This window comes from Streptomyces sp. NPDC049585, assembly GCF_040675615.1.
Taxonomy (GTDB): Bacteria; Actinomycetota; Actinomycetes; order Streptomycetales; family Streptomycetaceae; genus Streptomyces; species Streptomyces luteosporeus.
The window spans coordinates 150,868-168,348 of the sequence record NZ_JBFAPE010000004.1; the positions used below are offsets into that span (position 1 = coordinate 150,868).

Sequence of the window (17,481 nt, forward strand, 5' to 3'; positions counted from 1 at the left end):
GTAAGTACCGCTGACGGGGGGTGAGGAGAGGTCAGTGAGCGGGATAGTGGTTCATGTGCCACGGGGGAGCGGTGATCCTGCGGAGGCCGGCCGCGGTGGCGGGGACGGGGTGACGCTGCGGCTCGGACCCGGGGAGGTCGCGCGGTTCGGGCGCGGATCGGCGACCGTGCCCGTCGAGCTGCGCCTCGTCGACGAGGCGATCTCCCGCCTCGCGGGCGAGATCCGGGTGACCGACGACCACTGGCAGCTCAGCAACTTCAGCACGACCCAGAGCTACCTGGTGGAGAACCCGGAAGGGGCCGGGGAGTACCTGAGGGTGCCGCCGCGCCGGGCCGGGGCGCCCATCCCCTTCGAGTTCTCCCGGGTCGTGCTGCCCACCCGCGAGAACGCGGTCGCCTTCCAGGTCTTCGCGCCCGACCACGTCTACCTCGACCCCGACGCCGCGGGCGGGCCGTGGGGGACGCGCACGCTCACCGCGTACTCGCTGGACGAGACCGCCACGTACTTCCTCGTCCTCGTCGCCCTGTGCGAACCGCGCCTGCGCGACGAGTCGCCCGTCGCGGTACCGACGACCCCGCAGATCGTCGAGCGGCTGCGCGGACACGCCGCCTGCGACCGGCTGACCGCACGGGCCGTCAGCTCGCACATCGACTACCTGGCCGAGGAGAAGATCCGCGTCGGCCCACCGGCCGGAGGCGACGCGGGCCGGGGAGCCCGCCGCAACGGCAAGAGGGAGGCGATCGTCGGGGTCGCCCTGCGTTTCGGCCTCGTACGGGAGGAGCACCTGGCCCTGCTGCCGCCCCGGCCGGGCGCCGGCAGAACGGCGCGGGGGACGACCGGATGATCGGCGACGTCCGGCACGTGGACGGCACGTACGGTGCGCGGTCCCTGCGGACCGGCGGACGGTGACGGCCATGGAAGGGCTCACAGCCGGCTGCCGCCTCGGCGACTGGGAGGTCGGCGCACCGATCGGGACGGGCGGCTGGGCGACGGTCTACGCCGGGCGCCCGGCCGGCGAAGGTCCACGGGCGTCCGACGAGGAAGCGGACGTCGCGCTCAAGATCCTTTCCACCGAGGGACTGGCACCGCGCCAGGCCCGCGCCGTCGCGGAGGCCGCCCGGCGCGAGGTCGAGCTCGCCTCCCGCGCCCGCCACCCCCGGCTCGTCCGTTTCCTGGACTCCTTCACGCTCGGCCGGCCCGGCGACGCGCACCTGGACGGCGCCATCGTCCTGGTCATGGAGCGTGCGGCGGGCAGTCTGCGGGAGCGGCTCACCGCCGGCATCGGCCCGTCCGAGGGCGCCCGGCTCGTCACCGAGATCTGCGAGGGCCTGGCCCACCTGCACCGCAGCGGCTGGGTGCACGGCGACCTCAAACCGGACAACGTCCTGCTGATGGCCGACGGATCGGTCAGGCTCTCGGACTTCGGACTCGCCACCGAGCTGACGGCCACTCAAGGAACGCACGGCTATGCGCCCCCGATGGGCACCTTCGACTACCTCCCGCCCGAACGCTGGAAGGCCCCGCTGGGCGAGCACGGCGTCCGCGTGCGGCCCAGCGCCGACATCTGGGCCCTGGGCATCCTGGTCCACCAGGTGTTCGCCTCCGGAGCGACGCCGTTCCCCGGCGCCACACCGGTCTCGCGCGCCGCGGCGGTGCAGGAGTACGCCGAGGGACGCACCCCGCTGCGCATCGACACCGCGGTCCCGCCGTTCTGGCGCGAGCTGATCACCGACTGCCTGGCCCCGACCCACGCCGCGCGCGCCCCGCACACTGCCGAGACCCTGCTGGCGCGCATCGGGCGGCGGCCGGCCGAGGAGGGACGACCACAGCCCGGCCCGCCCCCCGCGGGCCCGCAGCCTGTCGGCCCGTCCCCGTCCCGGCACCGGAGCAAGGGCGTGCGGGTCGCGGCCGTGGCCGCCTCGGTGTGCGCGGTGGCGGTGGCGAGCTGGGCGTACGCCGAGCGCGGGGCCGGCCCCGAACCGCTGGGCGCGGACCGGATCCGGGTGTTCAACGAGGAGCGCAGCTGCCGGGAGCGCACCGACCGCGTCCCCGACTGCAGCCTCGGACTGGCGATCGACCCCCGCCGGAACTACACCACCGACAACGTCGTACCGACCCGCGTGTGGCACGGGGACGTCCTCGCCGTCGACTGCCGGCTGGCCCAGGGTGTGCCCATCGTCGACGAAGGCGGCACGTGGTCCCCCGAGTGGTTCCGCATCCGTCTGCCCGCCGGATCGCGCCCGGCCACCGCCTGGCTGCCCGCCGTGCGCACGAAGGACCGCCCCGCCGTTCCCGCCTGCCCGCATCCCGGCCCCACGCCGTCGCGCTGAGGCGGTCTCCGGGGTACCGCCCGGGGGTCTTTCTACCGGCAGCCCCCGAGCGCCGTCACTCCGGATCGTTCCGGGTGCCGTCCCGCGGCCGTCCGCGACTACGGTGCGGGCCTGTTTCCACCCGGGCCACCGGCAACTGTGTTTGTTCACCATCAGGAGGTCATCTTGAGCGAGTACCGACCCACGCGCCGCGGCATTCTCAAGGCCGTCGGCGGTCTGTCGGCGGCGGTGGCGGTGGCCGGCGGAGGCGTCCTCGCGGGCGCGTCGGCGGCGCACGCCGTCGGTGACGGTTTCGGGCTGCGCGTCGTCGAGCGCGGCGAGGCCGATCCCCGTATGTGGTACTACCGCTTCCAGACCGCCGAGATCGGCTGGAAGCCGGCCGTCAACGTGCTGCTGCCCGACGACTACCACACCAGCGGCCGCACCTACCCCGTCCTGTACATGCTGCACGGCGGCGGGGGCGACTTCATCGAGTTCGACCGCGCGGGGATCCGTGAGCTGACCGCCGGCAAGCCGATCATCGTCGTGATGCCCGACGGCGGGCGCACCGGCTGGTACTCCAACCCGGTCCACTCCAACGTCGGCCCGCGCAACTGGGAGAACTTCCACATCAACCAGCTGATCCCCTGGATCGACGCGAACTTCCGCACGTACGCCGAGTACGACGGCCGGGCCATCGGCGGCTTCTCGATGGGCGGCTTCGGTGCGCTGAAGTACACGGCCAAGTACTACGGCCACTTCGCCTCGGTGAGCTCCTACTCCGGCCCCGCCAGCCTGCGCCGCGACAGCGGCCTCGTCGTGCACTGGGCGAACGTCACCTCCGCCCTGGATCTCGGCGGCGGCACGGTGTACGGCGCGCCGTTCTGGGACCAGGCCAGGGTCACCGCCGACAACCCGGTCGAGCGCATCGAGAGCTACCGCAACAAGCGCATCTTCATGGTCGCGGGCACCAGCCCCGACCCGGTCAACCTCTTCGACCGGGCCAACGAGACCCAGGTCCTGGCCGGCCAGCGCGAGTTCCGCGGCCTGCTGGACCGCGCGGGCATCCCGTACGAGGCCCACGAGGACACGGGCGGTCACTACTTCCGCACCCAGTTCTTCCGCGACGACCTCAACGGCATCATCGACCGGCTCCGCAAGGCCTAGTGCCTGTCCGGCGGATCATGCAGGGCCCCGTAAGGGGCGCGGGGCGGTGTCGATCTGCGGTTGCCGCCGCGTGGGCGCGATCGGCCGGCGACGGCCCGCAGTCGACGCGCCGGGGGCGAAGCGCGGTACCCCCTCTGCGGGTACGTCGTGGCTTGTCGCGCAGTTCCCCGCGCCCCTGACGGGGCGCCGTGGTGCCGGGGCGACGTCGACGCGACGGGCGCAGGTGCAAACCTGCGCCCGTCGTGCCCCTACCGGGCGGGAATCGCTGTCGGGTCATTCCCAGTACTGGGCGTCGTTGTCCGCGTCGCACGGTGCGGTGTGGGCGCCTCCGGCCGCGTCACTCACCAGGCACATCTTCGTCGCCCAGTTCCTGAGGATCCACCCCTTGTCGTAGTGCCACTCGGACCAGCGCTGGTTCAGGTTGCCTTCGCACGGGCCCGTGTAGACAGTGCCGTACTTGTTGCTGTCGAGACAGTTGCCCCCGGGGCGGGGAGTGTCCTTCTCGATATAGCCACCCCCCACGTCCGGGCGCTCCTGGTCGTACCACTGAGAGCTCTGGCTGCTGCACGAACCCATGCGCACGTAGTACTGCGTTCCTCTGGCCAGGCAGTCGCCGTACTTCTTGCTCTTCCATTGGACCGCTTTGGGCTCCGGTAAGGATTCGCCTTGTGCCGATGCCGGGCCCGTCGTTGCGACGCCCACCGTGAGGGCGGCGAGCGACGCGATGGCGTAGCTGAGCAGAATCGGTTTCTTCATGAGGCTCATCCTGTCCGCGCCTCACGCGGGCGTCTTGACGGAATGCGCCGTTCCGTTCCGCTGTCCTCCGTGCTCGCTCCGGGCCTGTCGGCGGATCTCCCCGGGGGAGACTCCCGCGAGCTCCCGCACGTCGCGAGAGAGATGGGCCTGGTCCGAGTAGCCCGCCGCGGTGGCCACCAGGGCCAGGCTCTCGCCGCTGCAGATCAAACGGAAGGCTCTTCGGAACCGCAGAATCCGCGCAGCCTTCTTCGGCGAGCAGCCGACGTGTTGCTGGAACAACTTCTCCAGGGACCGTCTGGTCGTGCCGGAGCGGTTCGCCAGCGTGTCCACGCGCATGCGGCCGGACGTGTTCTCGAGCTCGCGCCAGGATCGGGTCACGGTGTCCGGCGGGGACCATGAGGACCTCAGCCTGCCGACGAGCAGTCCGTCCACCACGGCGAATCTCTCGGGCCACCCCCGCGTGTGGAACACGCGTTCCGGGACCGTGCTTCCCCGGTGCCCGAGCAGGTCCTGCGTGCTCGTCCAGCAATGCGCCAGTTCCCCCGGCGGCACTCCCAACAAGGCGCGGACGCCCGGCGGGGTGAAGAGGACGGCCACGCCCAGGTCGTGGCCGGCCAGCTCCATTTCACCGTAGGTGTCTATCAGGCCGAACAAGGGAGAGCCGCTGATCGCTGCGGTCTGCATTCCCTCACGCGGAAGGCGTCGGGTCGCGGATCCGCAATCCACCAGCATGAGCGGTGCGACTGTCGGGATGATGCGCCGGCGCACCGTCGGGAGGTGCTCGTCATATCCGATGTAGGCCGTCACGAGGCCGTCGAGCAGAGGGTGCGGTCGGGCCGTCGCGGCGCAATTGCTCTGTTTCGTCCAGTCTCCGTTGACCGTCATGACGCACCATGATTGCGATGCGTTCGCCCCTGGCGCCAGACGCGGATCGGCCGCTGATGCCGCCCGTGCCGTGCGAGGGCCGCAGTGGCGGTTTGCGGGGCGGGGCCGGCGGTTAGTGATCTCATCGGCATCCTCCCGCGGCGCCCCGCGCCCGGACGGCACGTCGGCTGAAGAGTGACGATGACCAGGACTTCGTCCGATAGCGAGCTCGGCAAAGGCACTCTCGCGCCTCACCCGCTGCGGCAGTACGCGCTGCTGGCCGACGGTGAGCGGGGTGTCCTCGTCGGGCCCCGGGGGGAGTACGCGTGGATGTGCGCCCCCCGGTGGGACTCGGACGCGGTCTTCTCGACCCTGGTCGGCGGGACGGGCGTGTACGTGGTCACGCCGGTGGCGCGGTGCGTGTGGGGCGGGTACTACGAGGACGGGACGCTCATCTGGCGCAGCCGCTGGGTCACCGACGACGGCATCGTCGAGTGCCGTGAGGCCCTCGCCTTTCCCGGTGACCCGCACCGGGCGGTGCTGCTGCGGCGCATCGTGGCCGTGCGCAACGCCGCGCGGATGTCCGTGGTCCTGGAGCCCTGCGCGGGCTTCGGCCGGTATCCGTTGCGGGGGTTCTCCCGCGAGGCCGGCGGGGTGTGGGCGGGGCGGGCCGGTCCCCTCGCGGTGCGCTGGTCCGGCTGCGCGGTCGCGCCGCGGCCGGTGGACCCCGGGGGGCGCCGGGTGGGGATGGAGCTGACGGTCGAGGCGGGGGACTGCCACGACCTGGTCCTGGAGATCAGCGACCGGTCCCTGACCGGGCGGCCTCCCGACCCCGGCGCACTGTGGCGGGCCACCGAGGAGGCGTGGCACGCGGCGGTGCCGCCGCTCGGCGGCACGGTCGCCCGGACCGACGCCCGGCGGGCGTACACGGTCCTGCGCGGGCTGACGGCGGCCTCGGGCGGCATGGTCGCCTCCGCGACCACGAGCCTGCCGGAGCGGGCGGAGGAGGGCCGCAACTACGACTACCGCTACGTGTGGATCCGCGACCAGTGCTACGCCGCCCAGGCGGCTGCCGCCGCCGGGGACACGGTGCTGCTGGACGAGGCCGTACGGTTCGTCACGGCCCGCCTGCACCAGGACGGGCCCCGCATGGCCCCCGCCTACACCGTGGAGGGGCGCACGGTCCCCGACGAGCGCGAGCTGGACCTGTCGGGCTACCCCGGCGGGTTCGACCGGGTGGGCAACAACATCAGCGGGCAGTTCCAGCTCGACGCGTTCGGCGAGGCCCTGCTCCTGCTCGGTACCGCGGCACGCCACGACCGGCTGGACGCCGACGGCTGGCGGGCGGCGGTCGTCGCCGCGCAGACCATCGCCCGCCGCCGCGACGAGGCGGACTCCGGCGTGTGGGAACTGCGCCCGCGGCTGTGGGCGCACAGCCGGCTCACGTGCGCCGCCGGCCTGCGCTGCGGCGCCGCCGCCGGCCCGCCCGGCGGGCGTACGGCCGAGTGGAGCGCGCTGGCCGACCGCCTGGTCGCGGACACCGCCGCCCGCTGCCTGCACCCCTCCGGGCGCTGGCAGCGCTCCCCCGAGGACCCCGGCCTGGACGGCGCCCTGCTGCTGCCCCCGCTGCGCGGGGCCCTCCCCGCCGACGACCCCCGGACGCAGGCCACGCTGCGCGCGTACGTCGAGGAGCTGACCGAGGACCACTTCGCCTACCGCTTCCGGCACGGTGACCAGCCGCTGGAGGCGAGCGAGGGCGCCTTCCTGCTGTGCGGGTTCGTCACCGCGCTGGCCGAGCACCAGCAGGGGCGGGAGGTGGCCGCGTTCCGCTGGTTCGAGCGCAACCGTGCCGCCTGCGGGCCGCCCGGGCTGTACTCGGAGGAGTACGACGTCGCGCAGCGGCAGTTGCGCGGCAACCTGCCGCAGGCGTTCGTGCACGCGCTGATGCTGGAGTGCGCGGCCCGGCTGGCCGGTCCCTGGCCGGGAACGCAGCGGCCGGGCGGGGGCGGGGCTTACGGCCCGAAGGGCTGACCGGTCAGGTCCGAGGGGCCGGCCGGATCAGAGGACGGCCTCCTGCGGGGCCGTCGCCCGGTGGCGCACTCCCGAGCGGACCGCCCAGAAGAAGACGGCCAGGGCGAAGGCGGCGACCGCCAGGGAGTCGTAGGGCGCGGGCAGCCGACCCGAGCCCTTGAACGTGCCCAGCCAGGACAGCAGCGTCAGCCCCGACAGGTAGCACAGCAGCCATGCGCCGTCGCGCAGTTCGCCGGCCAGCGGCCCGTCCTCGGCGGTACGCCGCATCCCGGCGTACAGCACCACGCCGGCCAGGACGACGGGCAGCGCCAGCCGCAGGTCGTGCCAGCCCGACCAGTACACGAACTCGCTGGAGACCACGAAGCTCAGCGGGGCGATCCAGCGCAGCCCCGGCACCCACCCGGCCATGCGGGTGCCCGGGTCGGCGCGGAAGACGGCGACCGCCACCGCCGAGGCCGCATAGATCAGCAGGTACATGTCGCCCATGATGCTGACGATGCGCTGCCATCCCCCGAAGGGCAGCAGGAAGAGCACGATCACGACGAAGTTCAGGGCCAGCGCCCGGTGCGGGATGCCCGAACGGGGGTCCACCTGCATCAAGGCCCGGGGCAGCGTGCGGTTCTTGGCCAGGGCGTAGGTGTGGCGGGCGTTGAGCGCCACGCCGACGTACGCCGAGCCGCCGGGGGAGAGCACCGCGTCGGCGTAGAGCAGGCTGGAGAGCCAGTGCAGGTTGAGGATCAGGGCCAGCTGGCCGAAGGGCGACTCGAAGTCGACGCCCTTCCAGCCGTCGCCGAGGAGGGAGTCGGGCACGGTGAAGAGGAAGGCGAACTGCAGCCCCAGGTACATCACCAGCGCCAGGCCGATGCCGGTGAGCACGGAGGCCGGGATGGTGCGGCGGGGGTTGCGGGTCTCGCCCGAGAAGTCCAGGGCCGCCTGGAAGCCGTTGACCGAGTAGACGATGCCGCCGCCGGCGAGGGCGGACAGGCAGGCGGCGTAGCCGTACGGGGCGAATCCCCCGTGGTCGGTCAGGCGGCCGGAGTGCCAGCCGGAGGCGAACAGGGCGACGACCGTGATCACGGGGACGGCTATTTTGAAGACCGAGACCAGGTTGTTCAGTCGGGCGAACGTGCGCACGGCGAACCAGTTCAGGACGGTCAGCAGCAGGCTGAGGCCCACCGCCAGCGCGAGGCCCGTCGGGGTGAGCACGTGGCCGTGGTAGAGGTCGGGCAGGTAGTGGTCGGCGTACTGCATGATCGCGCTGATCTCGGCCGCGGTGCCGCCCACCGACAGCAGGACCGACCAGCCCACCAGTGTGCCGACCAGGCGGCCCGAGGCGTACAGCGGCCAGCGCACCGTGCCGCCGCCCTCGGGCCGGGAGGCACCGAGTTCGATCATCACCAGGGCGACCAGGCCGCACAGCACGCCGGCACCCACCCAGGTCAGCAGGGATGCCGGGCCCGCCGTGCGGGCGGCGTACATCGCCGCGAACAGCCAGCCGGATCCGACGATGTTGGAGAACCCGATCGCCGTGAGCGCCCAGAACCCGAGGTCCCGCCGGAGCCTTTGCTCCTGGACGGCCGCCTCCGCCGCGCCGGTCTCCGGTGCGGCCCCACGATCCGCTGCCACGATCTGTCCCCCTGCCCGAGGCGCCTCGACGACGTGCTGCTGAATGGATCACTCAACCTTAGGTGACGGATGAACAATTCCCGCCGGTCCGCCGCCGGTGAGTCGGGGCGGCTCCATGGTGCCGGTGCGCGGCGCGGGCGGGGCGTCGCCGTGTGTTTTTTCGTATGCGGACCGTCACACCGCAAAAGCAGACATTCAGGAGTTTCCCGAGGGGGTCGGAAGGTGCGCACGGTGTCGTACCGGCCGGTGGGCAAAACGACCAAAACATGGTGACGGAGTGTCCGAAACTCCTCCCCGGTGTGACTGAAATCTATCGCTCTGGCGCGAACTTGCCCCGCTGACCAGGGGCGTTGGCAGGGCATCCGACCTTGATCGACAGCTGTAGACAGGTCGGATTCGGCCGCCCTAGGATCCAGGCTGGCCCGACCGGACAAGGTCGAGGAATTGGCCGATCAGGCGCTGGTTTCAGTCGTTGGCTTTTCGATATCGGGGGAATTCCCATGCCCAGCCCCACCGTCTGGAATGTCGTGCTCGACGCAGGAGCCGACACCGACATTGTGCTCGCCGCCGATTTCCCGGTGACGGGCCGGAACGAGGGCGGGTTCGCCGAACTGGCGCCAGGACTGCACCTCGACTGCGCCCTGTGGCAGACCGTCGCCCCCGTCCGCAACCCGGAGACCGACGCCCTGGGCGAGGAGTACCTGGAGCCCTGGCTGTCGGAGGTGGCCGCCAGCGGGCGCACGGTCCGCGCGGTGCTGGGCTACTGCGCGGGCTCGGTGTTCGCGGGCGTCCTCGCACAGAAGATCGCCGAGCGCCAGGGGACCGCTCCCCTCGTGGTCGTCTTCGACCCCGAGCTCGTCGACGTGCCGACCGTCCACCTGCAGTTCGGGCGCGTCATCGGCAACATGACCACCGTCCTGACGCCCGAGGAGATCGCCGAGCTGTCCGGCACCGCCGAGCAGCTCGCCGCGAAGCCCGGCATCGCGCCCGTCGACTTCGCGGCCGGGCTCTACGCCGCCTTCCGCCCCATCGGCACCGCGGCCCTGCGCCGGGCCGGGCTGGACGAGGACTACGCCGGGGAACTGGTGGCGCTGGTCGGCTCGTTCATGTCCTACCTCGCCACCGCCGCCGGCCTCGACCCGCGCCCCGGCTGGCAGCGCGCCACCGTGATCACCTCCGCCAGCGAGCGCAGCGGCCTGAACCGCATGCGCACCACGCCGGGCATCGCCCCCGTCGAGGTGGCCGACGAACGCCGCTTCGAGGTCGAGCACCGCGACCTGCTGCGCACGCCCGCGGTCGCCGACGCGGTTGCCGCCGTGCTGGCCGGCCGTCCGGAGGCCGGCGCGTGAGCTTCGACCTGCCGGCCGGCCACGTCCGCCCGTCCCGCAAGGAGAGCACCCTCTGGCTGCTCGACGAGCTCGTCCCGGACAGCGGCGCCAACAACCTCTCGCTCGCCATCCGGGTGCACGGCCGCCTGGATGCCGCCGCCACCGCGAAGGCCGTCCAGCTGCTGGTCGAGCGCTTCGAGGTGCTGCGCACCGTCTACCACCGCGACGAGGCGGGCCTGGCCCGATCCGTCGCCCCGACGCTCGCCGTCGCCCTGGAGGAGGCGGAGCACCAGCAGGACGAGGAGGGCGAACGAGCCCTGCTCACGGCCTTCGTGGCCCGGCCCTTCACCACCGACGGCAGCCCCCTGATCCGGGCGCTGCTGCTGCACGGCCCCGCCGCGGACGTGCTGTGCCTGGCCCTGCACCACGCCGTCTCCGACGTCCAGTCGACCGCGATCCTGCAGGCCGCCTTCGTCTCCCTGTACGAGGCGGTGCTCGCCGGCGAGCACCCGGCGCCCGCCGAGGTGCCCGCCTGGCACGAGCCCGAGGCGTCCGCCGAGAGCCGCCAGTACTGGCGCGAGCAGATGGCCGGTTTCCGCTCCTCCGGTCTCGAACTGTGGTGCGAGCAGCGCGAGCAGCCGGTGACCACCCTCAAGGGCGACGAGGTCACCCACACCCTGTCGCCCGAGGCCCACGCGGTCGTGCGCCGCCTCCAGCGCGAGCTGCGGGCGCCCGAGTCCGTCGTGCTGCTCGCCGCCTACGCCGTCCTGCTCGCCGCCCACGGCGCCGGCCCCGACCTGACCGTCGGCTCGCCGGTCAACACCCGTCCCCGCGAGGCCGTCGACGCGGTCGGCTACCACAGCAACCTCGTCACCCTGCGCCTGCTCCTCGACCGGGACGCGAGCTTCCGCGACCTGGCCGCCCTGACCCGGCGGACGTTCATGGAGGCGATGGCGCACAAGGACGTGCCCACCGACGACGTCCTCGACATGGTCGAGCGCGACGGCTCCACCTGGCGCAACACCCTCTTCAAGCACGTCTTCAACTACGTGCCCTTCGCCGAGGACCAGCGCACCTTCGCCGTCGCCGGCCACGACGCCGAACTCGTCGTCGTGGAGAACGGCTACAGCCAGTTCGACCTCGAGTTCTTCGTCTCCGCCAGCCGCGAGGCGGCCACCGTGCGCGCCGTGTTCTACACGGGCGTGCTGGAGCGCTCCGACGTGGAGCTGATGGTCCGCCGCTACGACGCCCTGCTGGTCGCCGTGGGGGAGGCGGTGGACGCCCCCGTCGCCTCGCTGCCCTTCTGGTCGCCGCAGGACCACGCCGTCATCGACGCGGCCAACGCGACCGACCGCACGATCGAACACCCCTCGGTCCTGGCCGGATTCGCCCGCCGCGCCGCCGCCGACCCCGCCGCCCCCGCCGTTCGCGACGGCGAGGCCACGATGACGTACGGCACGCTGTGGTCCGCCGCCGCCGACACCGCCGCCCGGCTGAGCGCGGCCGGCGTGCAGCGTGGCGACGTCGTCGCCCTGCTGCTGCCGCGCGGGGCGGCGCTGGCCGCCTCGGTGTTCGGCACCTGGCTCGCAGGCGCCGCCTACCTGCCCCTGGACCCCAACCACCCCGCGGAGCGGCTGGCGTACCAGCTCGACGACGCGGGCGCGAAGGTCGTCATCACCGGCGCGGGCATCGAGGCCCCCGGGGCACGCACGAGCGTCCCCGCCGCCGACTGGCAGGCCGTGCCCGAGGTGCCGGTGGACACCGCCGCAGCGGCGGCGGCCGGAGCCGACGACCTCGCCTACGTGATCTACACCTCCGGCTCGACCGGCAAGCCCAAGGGCATCCCGATCCGGCATCGCAGCCTGGTCAACCACATCGTCGACTACGCCGACCGGTTCGGTGTGGCCGGCTCGCAGCGCCCCACGGGCTGGCTCAGCACCTACAGCTTCGACACCTCCTCGCTCGAGATGATGATGCCGCTGCTCCACGGCGGGCACACCGTCGTCCTGCCGGACGAGGCGCGCACCGACGGCGCCCTGCTGGCGGCCGCGGTCACCGCCCACGACATCGGCCTGCTGCAGGCGACCCCCACCACCTGGCGGCTGGTCGCCCGCGAGGCCGGCGAGGTGCTGGCCGGCCGCACGATCCTCACCGGCGGCGAGCCCCTGCCCGCCGAACTGGCCGACACGCTGCTGGCCGCCGGCGCCGAGCTGTGGAACGTCTACGGCCCCACCGAGAGCACGATCTGGGCCACCGCCGGACGCATGGGCACCGACCGCGGCGGCCGCGTGGACGTCGGCTCGCCCGTCGCCAACACGCGTATCTTCATCGCCGACCCGCACGGCAGGCCCCTGCCCGTCGGGCTGCGCGGCGAGCTGTGCGTGGCCGGCGTCGGCGTCGCCTCCGGCTACCACGGGCGGCCCGAGCTGACGCAGGAGCGCTTCGGCGAGAACGCCGCGTACGGGCGCTTCCACCGCTCCGGCGACATCGCCTGCTGGCGGCCCGACGGCCGCATCGACCTCTTCGGCCGCGTCGACCGGCAGGTCAAACTGCGCGGCAACCGCATCGAGCTCGCGGAGGTCGAGGCGGTCCTGCTCGACCACCCCGACGTCGAGGCCGCGGCCGTCGTCGTGGTCGGCGACCCGGGCGGGGACGGCTACCTGGCCGCGTTCGTCCGGGTGCCCGCTCGCCCCGAGGCCGTCGACGAGCTGTGGGACCACGCGCACCGGCAACTGCCGCGCTCCGTGGTGCCGCACCAGTTCCTCGCAGTGGACACCTTCCCCCGGACCGGCAGCGACAAGGTCGACTACCTCGCCCTCGCCGAGCAGGCGGCCCACCAGCGCGGCCCGGCCGTCGGCGGCGGCGCCACCGGCAACGGCACCGACGACGACCTCACCACCACCCTCGTCGGCCTCTTCGGCGAACTGCTGGAGCGGCCGGACCTGGACGCAGGCTCCCACTTCTTCGCCAACGGCGGACACTCGCTGCTGGCCGCCACGCTCGCCCAGCGGATCAAGGGCATCACCGGCGTGCGGCTCGCGCTGTCCGACGTCTTCGAGACGCCGACCCCCGCCGCGCTGGCCGACCGGCTGCGCCGGCTCGTGTGACGGGACCCGAAAGGCAGAAATCCCATGGAAATCCTCAAGCTGGCCGTCAGCGGCTGGTTCGCCCGGGCACTGGCGGTCGCCGCCCGGCTGGAGATAGCGGACATCCTCGACGGCGGCTCGATGTCGTCGCAGGAACTCGCCGAGCGCACCGGCAGCGACCCGGAGGTCCTGCACCGCCTGCTGCAGATGCTCACCGTGCCCGGCGTGCTGGAGCGCGACGGGGAGAAGTTCAAGCTGACCGAGGCCTACGCGCCGCTGCGCGCCGACCACCCCTTCACCCAGCGCCACTTCGCCATCCTCGCCGCCGAACTGTACGACGACGCGTTCGCCGGCCTGATGCACACCGTCAAGACCGGGAAGTCCGGCTTCCAGGAGGTCTTCGGGCAGTCGCTGTACGCCTACCTGGAGAACAACCCCGAGACGGCCGAGCTGTTCGACAAGGGCATGGTCGACCTCGCGACGCCGGTCGCCCACTGCCTGCTGCAGCAGCACGACTTCGGCGACGTCAAGAGCATCGTCGACGTCGGCGGCGGCAGCGGCGGCCTGCTGCCCGGCATCCTCGCCGCCCACCCCGGCATCCACGGCACCGTGGCCGACCGGGCCAGCGTCTGCGCCCGTGGCCCCGAGGGCCTGGGCCGGGTCACCGACGCGAGCGTCCTGGAACGCATCACCTTCGCACCCAGCGACTTCTTCGCCGAGGTGCCCGCCGGTGCCGACCGCTACCTGCTGAAGAACGTGCTGCACGACTGGACGTACGACAACTGCGTCCGCATCCTGCGCACCGTCGCCACCGCGATGGCCACCAGCGCCGAGGGCGCCCGGCTGCTCGTGGTGGAACCGCTGGTGGAGAACGACATCGACGGCTGGCGGGCCATGTTCCAGGCCGTGGCCTGCGACGAGGGCACGCTCGGCCTGGACGAGCCCGGCATGCGCCGCGCCCTCGAGGAGGCCGGGTTCACGGTGGAGTCCGTGGTCCAGCTGCCCACCGGGCACAAGGTCCTCGCGTCCGCCCTGCGTGCCGCCTGATGCTCACGCCCGTCTTCCTGTTCGCGGGCCAGGGCTCGCAGTACCACGGGATGGGCAAGTGGCTCCACGGGGCCGACCCCGTCTTCCGTGAGACCCTCGACTCCCTCGACGCCGTCGTCCGTGAGGTGCGCGGCGACTCGGTGATCGAGGCGATCCACGGCGACGGACACGGCCCCGAGCGCCCGATGACGCGCTTCGCGGTCACCCAGCCGGCGATCTTCATGGTCGAGTACGCCCTGGCGCGCATGCTCAAGGGACACGGGTTCGAGCCCGGCGCCGTGCTCGGCGCCAGCCTCGGCGAGGTCGCCGCGGCGGCCGTCGCCGGGGTCGTCGACCCCCATGCGTGCCTGCGCTCCCTGCTGCGCCAGGTCGACCTCTTCGAGGCCGAGTGCCCCCGCGGGGGCATGCTCGCCGTCCTCGCCGACGTCGGCCTGGCCCGGCGCGACCCCGTCCTGGCCCCGGCCCACGTGGCCGCGGTCAACTCGCCGGAGAACTTCGTCCTGGCCGGGCGGGCCGAGGACCTGGACCGCATCGAACGGCACCTGGTCGCCACCGGCACGCTCTGCCAGCGGCTGCCCGTGCTCTTCCCCTTCCACTCGCCGCTGATGGACCCGGTGGAAGGCGCGTTCAAGGACCTGATCGGGGACCTGGCCACCGGGCCCGCCACGATCCCGCTCATCTCCGGTACCACCGGCCGGGCCGTGCACGTACCCGACCCGGCCCACCTGTGGCAGGTGCTCAGGCAGCCGTTCGACCTGACCAAGGCCCTCGCCCCGCTGCTGGCGCGGGACGACCTGCTCTTCCTCGACCTCGGCCCCTCCGGGTCCATGGCCAACCTGGTACGGGCCGCCCTGCCGCCCGGCAGCCGGTCCAAGGTGCTGCCGCTGCTGTCCCCTTACGCCCGCGACGAGGTGCTCTACCGGGCCGTGCTCGACACCCGCCCCCTCCTCGCCGCCCCCGCACCCCGAACCGAGGTGACCCCCGTGAGCACTCCCGTGGCGACGCAGGCCCGTCCCGCCGCCGCCGGGAAGACCCTCGACGTCCACGTCTTCCCCGGACAGGGCGCCCAGGCCAAGGGCATGGGCCGGGACGTGTTCGACCGCTTCCCCGACCTCGTCGCCCGCGCCGACGCCGTGCTCGGCTACTCCGTGCGCGAGCTGTGCCTCGAAGACCCCGGCCGCAACCTGCGCGACACCCGCTACACCCAGCCCGCCCTCTACGTCGTGGAGTCCCTGACCTGGCTGGCCACCCTCGCCGAGGGCGGCCGGCTGCCGGACTACGTCCTCGGCCACAGCCTCGGCGAGTTCGCCGCGCTCTTCGCCGCCGGCGTCTTCGACTTCGAGACCGGCCTGCGCCTGGTCGCCGAGCGCGGCCGGCTCATGGGGCAGGTCGCCGGCGGCACCATGGCCGCCGCCTCGGCCGTCGACGCCGCCCTCGTCGAGCGGGTCCTGGCCGACGCCGGCCTCGACGACATCGACATCGCCAACTACAACGCCCCCACCCAGACGGTGATCGCCGGCCCCGCGGAGTCGGTGAACCGGGCTCTGCCCCTGCTGAAGGAGGCCGGCGCCCGCTGCGCGCCGCTGAACGTCAGCGCCCCCTTCCACAGCCGCTACATGGCCGCGGCCGCCGAGGAGTTCGGACGGCTGCTGGACGCCACCGACTTCGCCGCCCCGAAGATCCCGGTGATCAGCAACGTCCACGCCCGGCCGTACGAGGCGGACGAGGTGGCCGCCACCCTGCGCCGCCAGATCGCCTCCCCGGTGCGCTGGACCGACAGCGTCCGGTACCTGATGGGGCTCGGCGACTTCCGGGTGCGCGAGCTCGGCCCGGGCCAGGTCCTGACCAAACTCGTCGACCGGATCCGCACCGAGGCGATCCCGCCCGTGGCGGCACCGGCCGTCACCCCGGCTGTCGTGCCGGCCACGCCCACCGTGCGTACCCGCGCGACCGCCGAGTCGCTGGGCTCGCAGGCCTTCCGCCGGCACCACGGCGTCCGCCTGGCCTACGCCGCCGGCAGCATGCGCCGCGGCATCGGCTCGGTCGAGCTCGTCGCCCGGATGGCCCGGGCCGGCCTGCTGTCCTACTTCGGCGCCTCGGGCCTGGCCCCCGCCGAGGTGGCCGCCGCCATCGGCCGGATCCGCGAGAGCGCCGGCGCCGACGCGCCGTTCGGGGTCGGCGTCACGCACGACCCCTTCGACCCGCGCGCCGAGGACGAGCTGGTGGACGTCCTGATCCGGCACGACGTCCGGCGCGTGGAGGCCGCCACCCACGTGGAGGTCACCCCCGCCCTCGTACGCCACCGCCTGACCGGCGCCCGGGTGCTCGCCGACGGCACGGTGCACGCGCCCCGCACGATCCTGGCGAAGGTCACCCGGCCGGACGCCGCCCGGCTCTTCCTGGCGCCCCCGCCCGCCGCCCTGGTGCGGCAGCTGGTGGGCCAGGGGCTGCTGACCGAGCAGGAGGCGGCGGCCGGACAGCACGTCGCGCTGGCGGACGACGTGTGCGCGGTCGGGGACTGCGGCGACCACTCCGACCTCGGAACCCTGTGGGCGCTGCTGCCCGCGCTGCGCCGGCTGCGCGCCGAACTCGGCGGCGTCGCCGAGGCGGTGCGCATCGGCGCCGGCGGCGGCATCGGCGCCCCCGAGTCGGCCGCGGCCTGCTTCGTGCTGGGCGCCGACTTCGTCCTGACCGGCTCGGTCAACCTGTGCACGGCCGAGAGCGGGATGAGCGTCGTGGCCAAGGACCTGCTGCAGGAGACCGACGTGCACGACACCGCCCTCGCCCCCTACGGCGAGCTGTTCGAACTGGGCGGCCGGGCGCGCGTCCTGCGCAAGGGCGTCCTCTTCCACGCCCGCGCCGGCAAGCTGCACGACCTGTGGCGCAACTACGACTCCTGGGACGCGGTGCCCGCCGCGGTGCGCTCGAAGGTGGAGCGCGACTACCTCGGCGCCCCCTTCGACGAGGTCTTCGCCCGCCTCGGCCGCCGTGGCGAGGAGGCCGCGGACCCCAAGCGGCGCATGGCGCTGGTCTTCCGCTGGTACTGCGCTCAGGCGAGCACCTGGGCGATCGAGGGCACCGCCGGCCGCGTCGCCGACTACCAGGTGCCCTGCGGCCCGGCGCTCGGGGCCTGCAACCGGTGGCTGGCCGGTACGCCGCTGCACGCCTGGCGGGACCGGCACGCCGACGAGATCGCCGACCGCCTGCTGACCGAGGCCGCCGCGCTCGTCGGCCCGGCGGCCTGACATCACATCCGAGCAAGAAGCG

Annotated in this window: 11 protein-coding genes; 8 read left to right on the plus strand and 3 right to left on the minus strand. The window is 73.3% G+C overall.

Annotated elements, in window-relative coordinates; genetic code table 11:
- The first annotated feature begins 34 nt into the window (after window positions 1–34).
- From AB0K17_RS06770 to AB0K17_RS06780, 3 genes are all read left to right on the plus strand, one after another.
- The gene (locus AB0K17_RS06770; RefSeq protein WP_365964655.1) at window positions 35–844 is read left to right on the plus strand and encodes a serine/threonine protein kinase; all 810 of its coding nucleotides are present in this window, start codon (window positions 35–37) and stop codon (window positions 842–844) included.
- 70 nt (window positions 845–914) lie between these two features.
- Entirely contained in the window at window positions 915–2,330 is a 1,416-nt protein-coding gene (locus AB0K17_RS06775; RefSeq protein WP_365964654.1) for a serine/threonine-protein kinase, read from the plus strand.
- 165 nt (window positions 2,331–2,495) lie between these two features.
- Window positions 2,496–3,476: an esterase family protein gene (locus tag AB0K17_RS06780; RefSeq protein WP_365964653.1), complete on the plus strand. Its 981-nt coding sequence runs from the start codon at window positions 2,496–2,498 to the stop codon at window positions 3,474–3,476.
- A gap of 273 nt (window positions 3,477–3,749) precedes the next feature.
- Here AB0K17_RS06780 and AB0K17_RS06785 read toward each other — a convergent pair whose 3' ends face one another.
- Window positions 3,750–4,232, minus strand: coding sequence for a hypothetical protein (locus AB0K17_RS06785; RefSeq protein ID WP_365964652.1), 483 nt, complete (start codon window positions 4,230–4,232; stop codon window positions 3,750–3,752).
- 21 nt (window positions 4,233–4,253) lie between these two features.
- Entirely contained in the window at window positions 4,254–5,117 is an 864-nt protein-coding gene (locus AB0K17_RS06790) for a helix-turn-helix domain-containing protein (RefSeq protein WP_365964651.1), read from the minus strand.
- A gap of 180 nt (window positions 5,118–5,297) precedes the next feature.
- Between AB0K17_RS06790 and AB0K17_RS06795 the strand changes: the two genes are divergently transcribed.
- Entirely contained in the window at window positions 5,298–7,127 is a 1,830-nt protein-coding gene (locus tag AB0K17_RS06795) for a glycoside hydrolase family 15 protein (RefSeq protein WP_365982326.1), read from the plus strand.
- A 27-nt stretch (window positions 7,128–7,154) separates the two neighbouring features.
- Here AB0K17_RS06795 and AB0K17_RS06800 read toward each other — a convergent pair whose 3' ends face one another.
- The gene (locus AB0K17_RS06800) at window positions 7,155–8,753 is read right to left on the minus strand and encodes an APC family permease (RefSeq protein WP_365982327.1); all 1,599 of its coding nucleotides are present in this window, start codon (window positions 8,751–8,753) and stop codon (window positions 7,155–7,157) included.
- Between the two features lie 500 nt (window positions 8,754–9,253).
- Here AB0K17_RS06800 and AB0K17_RS06805 point away from each other — a divergent pair, with 500 nt between their 5' ends.
- From AB0K17_RS06805 to fabD, 4 genes are read left to right on the plus strand one after another with little or no spacing between them, the layout of a single operon-like run.
- The gene (locus tag AB0K17_RS06805) at window positions 9,254–10,102 is read left to right on the plus strand and encodes a hypothetical protein (RefSeq protein WP_365964648.1); all 849 of its coding nucleotides are present in this window, start codon (window positions 9,254–9,256) and stop codon (window positions 10,100–10,102) included.
- The gene (locus AB0K17_RS06810; protein ID WP_365982328.1) at window positions 10,099–13,188 is read left to right on the plus strand and encodes an amino acid adenylation domain-containing protein; all 3,090 of its coding nucleotides are present in this window, start codon (window positions 10,099–10,101) and stop codon (window positions 13,186–13,188) included. The genes AB0K17_RS06805 and AB0K17_RS06810 overlap by 4 nt, the downstream gene beginning before the upstream one ends.
- A 24-nt stretch (window positions 13,189–13,212) precedes the next feature.
- Window positions 13,213–14,214 (plus strand): methyltransferase, encoded by a 1,002-nt coding sequence (locus AB0K17_RS06815; protein ID WP_365964646.1) that lies wholly within the window; start codon window positions 13,213–13,215, stop codon window positions 14,212–14,214.
- Entirely contained in the window at window positions 14,214–17,459 is a 3,246-nt protein-coding gene (gene fabD, locus AB0K17_RS06820; protein ID WP_365982329.1) for an ACP S-malonyltransferase, read from the plus strand. The genes AB0K17_RS06815 and fabD overlap by 1 nt, the downstream gene beginning before the upstream one ends.
- Window positions 17,460–17,481: the final 22 nt, after the last annotated feature.